Source organism: Veillonellales bacterium, assembly GCA_039680175.1.
In the GTDB taxonomy this organism is placed as follows: Bacteria; Bacillota; Negativicutes; order JAAYSF01; family JAAYSF01; genus JBDKTO01.
In genome coordinates, this window is the sequence record JBDKTO010000040.1 from 1 (window position 1) to 5,018 (window position 5,018).

General features: G+C 40.7%; 8 protein-coding genes and 1 riboswitch. Of the genes, 1 reads left to right on the plus strand and 7 read right to left on the minus strand.

The window, feature by feature from the left end; all coding sequences use genetic code 11:
- Window positions 1-217: 217 nt before the first annotated feature.
- Window positions 218-685 carry a hypothetical protein gene (locus ABFC84_06380; GenBank protein MEN6412380.1) on the minus strand — a complete coding sequence of 156 codons (468 nt, stop codon included), beginning with the start codon at window positions 683-685 and terminating at the stop codon, window positions 218-220.
- A 258-nt stretch (window positions 686-943) separates the two neighbouring features.
- Here ABFC84_06380 and ABFC84_06385 point away from each other — a divergent pair, with 258 nt between their 5' ends.
- Window positions 944-1,180: a hypothetical protein gene (locus ABFC84_06385; protein ID MEN6412381.1), complete on the plus strand. Its 237-nt coding sequence runs from the start codon at window positions 944-946 to the stop codon at window positions 1,178-1,180.
- Window positions 1,181-1,219: 39 nt separating this feature from the next.
- Here the strand turns inward: ABFC84_06385 and ABFC84_06390 are convergent, their stop codons facing one another.
- From ABFC84_06390 to ABFC84_06415, 6 genes are all read right to left on the minus strand, one after another.
- The gene (locus tag ABFC84_06390) at window positions 1,220-1,567 is read right to left on the minus strand and encodes an asparagine synthase-related protein (GenBank protein ID MEN6412382.1); all 348 of its coding nucleotides are present in this window, start codon (window positions 1,565-1,567) and stop codon (window positions 1,220-1,222) included.
- Between the two features lie 45 nt (window positions 1,568-1,612).
- Entirely contained in the window at window positions 1,613-3,058 is a 1,446-nt protein-coding gene (locus ABFC84_06395) for a hypothetical protein (GenBank protein ID MEN6412383.1), read from the minus strand.
- 10 nt (window positions 3,059-3,068) lie between these two features.
- On the minus strand, window positions 3,069-3,554 hold the full coding sequence (locus tag ABFC84_06400; GenBank protein ID MEN6412384.1) for a prepilin-type N-terminal cleavage/methylation domain-containing protein: 486 nt from the start codon (window positions 3,552-3,554) through the stop codon (window positions 3,069-3,071).
- A 7-nt stretch (window positions 3,555-3,561) separates the two neighbouring features.
- A complete protein-coding gene (locus ABFC84_06405) occupies window positions 3,562-4,245 on the minus strand; it encodes a type II secretion system protein (GenBank protein MEN6412385.1) in 684 nt (227 codons plus the stop codon).
- Between the two features lie 79 nt (window positions 4,246-4,324).
- Window positions 4,325-4,504 (minus strand): hypothetical protein, encoded by a 180-nt coding sequence (locus ABFC84_06410; GenBank protein MEN6412386.1) that lies wholly within the window; start codon window positions 4,502-4,504, stop codon window positions 4,325-4,327.
- A gap of 130 nt (window positions 4,505-4,634) precedes the next feature.
- The gene (locus ABFC84_06415) at window positions 4,635-4,763 is read right to left on the minus strand and encodes a hypothetical protein (GenBank protein MEN6412387.1); all 129 of its coding nucleotides are present in this window, start codon (window positions 4,761-4,763) and stop codon (window positions 4,635-4,637) included.
- Window positions 4,764-4,805: 42 nt separating this feature from the next.
- Window positions 4,806-4,893: riboswitch (cyclic di-GMP riboswitch) on the minus strand.
- Window positions 4,894-5,018: the final 125 nt, after the last annotated feature.

Here is a 5,018-nt window from a genome sequence, read left to right on the forward strand (position 1 = left end):
TAACGGCGGCTGCCGTCCCTGCCTACTCGCTGCTGCTTTCGGAAGGCGCTCACGGGTCCATTCCATATGCGCTTTGGGCCGGTCATTACACCTCCGGTTTCCCGGTCACCGGCTCGCTGTGCCAAAACTGACATATTTACTCGTCCCGATCAAAGCTTTATATTTTTTATATTATGCTTATTTTACCCCAGGAATTCTTCTGTGTCAAGATTGTTTTTTAAATATTCGCCAACAGTTGCTGCAAAATTTTATATTTGGCATCCTGATAAATCTGATTGGTATCCACAATGTACCATTCACCATCCACTTTTTCCAGAGCAACCGGCTTCACTGTGATTTTAAAGCTGTTCTGATCCTGCAACGTAGCAACCATGACAGTATAGTCACCTTGCTGGGCAACCTGTTTAACTGACAGCAGATTGGAGTTTTTAAACTGTTCTAAGCCGGACTGGCCGGTGATAAACTTCATAACCGTTTGGGCATCGCTTTTGGACGCAGCAGAAACATAGAGACCGGCTTCATTAAATCTGCCGTCGCGGGCCGCATTGAAAAAAGTCTTTACAACATTCTCCGGACTCAAACCGGCAATACGCTGCAAACCCGATCCGCCGCCGCAGCCGGCAGTGATCAGCACAAGCAATAGTAAACTGACAGCCGCCACACTTTTCAGCCTGTTTTTGAACATTTTTTTCTTCCTCTCTTTGATGCATAATTTTATTGGAAACTTATTATGTATAGAGTATAACACAAGTTGACTATTCAGTCACCATCATTTTTCCTTCTTTTACGGCGAAGGAGCGCTTTTTCACTCTCTTATCCGCAATTATTTAGCCGTTTACAATACGGGATAATTTAACATAGATACTTTTACATGCATTTCTACACATTTTTGCTGCATATGTTATAATTGACGTAAGCGAACAATAAGGGGGGACTTATACCTGTGAAACGGGCGACGTTTATTCATATACTGACTGGAGTTAAATTAGTCTCCAACAATGTAAGTGTTGTAGAAAATTTCAATAATAAAGCACTGATTACAATCCGGGTGCCGGAAATTATCGGTGAATCTCCCAAACAGGTTCGCTCTTTTCAAAAGCTTCTTTCCCATAGTTCATACTATAGCATCAAAGCCGACGGCAATGAGCTGATCATTACTCTGACCTTTGAATGGAATTGAAAACAACGGACCGCTCCAAGGAGCGGTCCGTTGTTACTATCAGACAATTGCCACCTTATATTCCCGCAGCCATGCATCCGCCTGAATCAGATAGGCAAACAGCTGCGCCCCACCCATTAGCTGTCCAAACCAGGGTATCTGGGAAGCAGTTAAATCCATCCCGGCAATTTCACGGATTTTGGCGGTGTTAATCAAAGGAAGCAGAGGGGATGTTCCCTCATTTAAAATATCGGTTACCCAATTACGCACCGTTGACAAATAGGAAGGATTGTGTGTCTTAGGATACGGACTTTTGCGCCGCCACAGTACATCCTCCGGTAAAACGCCTTGCAAAGCATGACGCAGCAGCCCTTTCTCCCGGTTTTGATAATGCTTCAATACTATCATGTTAAACGCACATATAAAGTTATTTAAATTTTCAATTCTGTTCAGTTACTTACTCCATGAGACTTGATAGGTAGTGCTGCCGGAAGTCAACCCTAGACTCGTCATCGAAGAATTCGCATAATTAACTGTGGCACCATGAATATAAATAGAGCCATTCGCGTAGAGCCCGCCACTAGAGCCACTCTGGGCTTCAATATTTCCGTCGGCAATCAAAGTAGCAGAACTAGTGATTCCATGTAAGTTAATTGAACCATTTGATACTATCATAGACACACCGCCTATACTGCCCGATGCCAAATTGACATCGCCGTTACAATAGATTTTTGTTACATATGTGGACTGCCCTGAATTAATCGTTACTCCATGCAAGCCTCCGCTTGTAATGGTATCATCGGTGGATAGGCTTTTCGCAATCATTGTCACAATGCTTCCGGTTACCGCTCCACTACCTGCGTCTATCTTCCCGCCTGAATAAATATTTATCGTTCCCTTTGTGTTGGCGGTAACACTTCCACCGCTTATGTAAAAATCGCCTGCCGATTGCAACGTAATATTATTACCGGTAATTGTATTCTGAGATAATGTAATATTCTTCCCGGCATAAATTTGCACGTTATTCCCCACTATATTACCATTAACCGTAATATTTCCGGTTGCGTAAATTGTAATATTCCCGCCACCTGTAATAGGAGTACCAATTGTATAATCGCCATTGACATAAATAAAAACAGATTTATCAGCTGCGACAGTATAATAATAATTCCAGTTTGTAAAATCGGAACTACAATAATAGCCTCCAGATAAGGCCGTATTAGCATATGGTAATGCTGTATTGGGCTTAGTAAAAGAAGGCATCGTAGGTGTGTACTGCATTAGCGACGCCACATTAATTGAGCCAATCTTATCACTTACTTGAGTTACAGTCCCTGCTGATCCATTTATAACAGGAGTGCTGGCGCTATAAATAACATTACCATTAACCGTCATTCCATACCCTACCGTAATAAGCCCGTCTGAAGCGATATTACCCGTAACGTTTCCGCTTACAATCCTCATATCGTGACCAGAATAAAAAACATTTTGGAACAAACTACTCGCACTTGGTTTTACTACAGTTTTAACTGTTTTGCTAACCCCATTTACAGTTCCTTTTGAGGTTATAGTGTATGTTGTACCACTTGCTGGCGTTGCTCCATCGTTTATTGCCGGTGAAATGCTGGTAATAACATAATACTTTGTTGCCGATGATCCATCTATTATGGGATTTATAGAATTATTAAGCGCCCAGGCCCAATCCGTTCTGTTATTTATAATACCGACAACGGCACGTTTTGCACCAGCCTCTGCTACAAATTGAGCTTCAATAATATCTCTATCAACAGAAGTAGATTTAAGTGCTGTCGATACTAACGGTACAAGTCCAGAAAGAAGCACTATTAAAAAAAGCATTGCAATCAATCCTAAAACCATGGCCGAACCGCGTTGATTCATAATTTCACTCCTAAGATGTAACACTTGGCATAAATACTGTATACGTAAGACTCTTGTCTTTGTTATTTGCATACCCGTAATCATGCACGATAAGCTCAATATCCAATTGATGTATTGTTTTTCGATTAAAAGTAATTGATTTTACGATTCCGATAGCCATTTTCTGCGTAGAAGTGCCTTCTGTAAATATAATGGTATTTATATCCGCATCGGTTCCTTTTGTAATTTTACATACATTGTTGGATGAATCTACGAAGGATAATGTTTGTGTGCTATCTCCTACATTAAGGCTGGAGATAGAATTTGCATACCGAATTTTATCAACAAGAATAGACATCGTTGGCCCGGCCTGCCCAATAATATGGCTTTGTGCTGCGTCATATTGATACGCTTTTACTCCGGTCGAAAGTATACTAAATGCCGCTGCTGCAATAATACACATTATAGCCATGCCAATTACAATTTCTACTAATGTAAATCCTTTAGAGTTATTCATAGCATCCTCATTTTATATAATAATAAGATATCATTTGTACGCTATTTTGTGGATCGACCGCAGGCCAGGATACTGTAACCTGAACCGGGATAACTTTTGGGGTTCCGCTAAGAGCGGTAACAGATGGGTTTGTAATTGCAATGCTAAAATTAGGATCTGGAGATGTATATGATGTTGGTGGAGATACTGTTCCCCCATCATATTGTTTGTAGCTTTCCAATACCTGCTCGGCTATAGAGACAGCAGTAGCACGATTTGATGCTACGCCAGTGGCTTTTGTTGATTGAGTATATGCAGCCATAATTGCGACGCATGCGATACTAACCAAGATCATGCCAATAAGTGCATCCAGGTACAGCCATCCTCGTTGGTTTTTGAATAGGGATGTAGTTTTCCCCAAGCGAATTCTAGTCCGGCATATCAGCTCGGCCATGCATAGCGACGTGAATATAAACAGAACAGCAGAGAACGCCGCCATAGAGTAAAAAATTGTGGCACCCACATACAACAATCCTTCCAGGCAGATAGGAAGACCATACGAACCGACAATCAGAAACAGAATAACCACTGCCGCTAATAGAATTGTAGACGTGTGCTCAATGTCATGGTTGAGCCATAAGTAAAATCTTTGCACTGTACCACCTCTGAAATAAGGATAATTACTATTTCTATCAGTCAAAAATCCCTTCATTTTCTTAGAATACCCTACCCCGGGCAGCAGGAAGAAGAGATTTTGCAGCTAACAAATAAAATGAGCCCGCTAAATGGACTTATCGCTCATTTTCCGAATAAAGTTCTATTTTTTTATTACTTACGGCTTCTCTAGCCTTTTCGTATATCAATGGCAAAATACTCTGAATTATATCCTCAGCCATCCCGTTCAATATACTATAATCGGCTTCTGGCCAATATGTTTTAAGCAGTTTAATTAATTCATCACGATCTACCACGGCGAACCACCCCTACAATTTATGGTAGTATTCATTTATCTTAGCATCAATCATTTGGCTTGCTGAAATTACTTAGGATGACGAATACCATAGTTTGATGCCGAACGATGCATTTCTTTCCTTAACTTTTCTATTTAACTCCATTATTGTTCAACATCTTTTCTAATTCATCAATTATTTGAGGTAGCCGTTCTAAAATTTCTTCAACTTCTTTTATTTCATCGACGGATAATTCTTGGTTGCTAGATACCGAATCCACTCCTAACACCACCCAATAATAAACACTGCCAGATTGCACTTTTAATGCAACCTGGCAGTCCTAGATTTAAACCATCCGTAGACCCATAGTTTTGCGTCCCTGTTTTTCAGCAGGTTTGCCAATATTAGATTTAGATGGTAATTTCGCTAGATTTTAATAAATTCCTGCTGGCTGTGTGAATGTTCACTTAACTTTTACAAGCCTAATATACAAAAATCTCCTACCCCAGTGCCCTCTTATTTTGCCCCATTGGGA

Excerpts from the sequence above, each read along its gene's own strand:
- ABFC84_06405 (MEN6412385.1), bottom strand. The coding sequence starts at position 4,245 with ATGAAGGGATTTTTGACTGATAGAAATAGTAATTATCCTTATTTCAGA.
- ABFC84_06400 (MEN6412384.1), bottom strand. The coding sequence starts at position 3,554 with ATGAATAACTCTAAAGGATTTACATTAGTAGAAATTGTAATTGGCATG.
- ABFC84_06380 (MEN6412380.1), bottom strand. The coding sequence starts at position 685 with ATGTTCAAAAACAGGCTGAAAAGTGTGGCGGCTGTCAGTTTACTATTG.
- ABFC84_06395 (MEN6412383.1), bottom strand. The coding sequence starts at position 3,058 with ATGAATCAACGCGGTTCGGCCATGGTTTTAGGATTGATTGCAATGCTT.
- ABFC84_06390 (MEN6412382.1), bottom strand. The coding sequence starts at position 1,567 with ATGATAGTATTGAAGCATTATCAAAACCGGGAGAAAGGGCTGCTGCGT.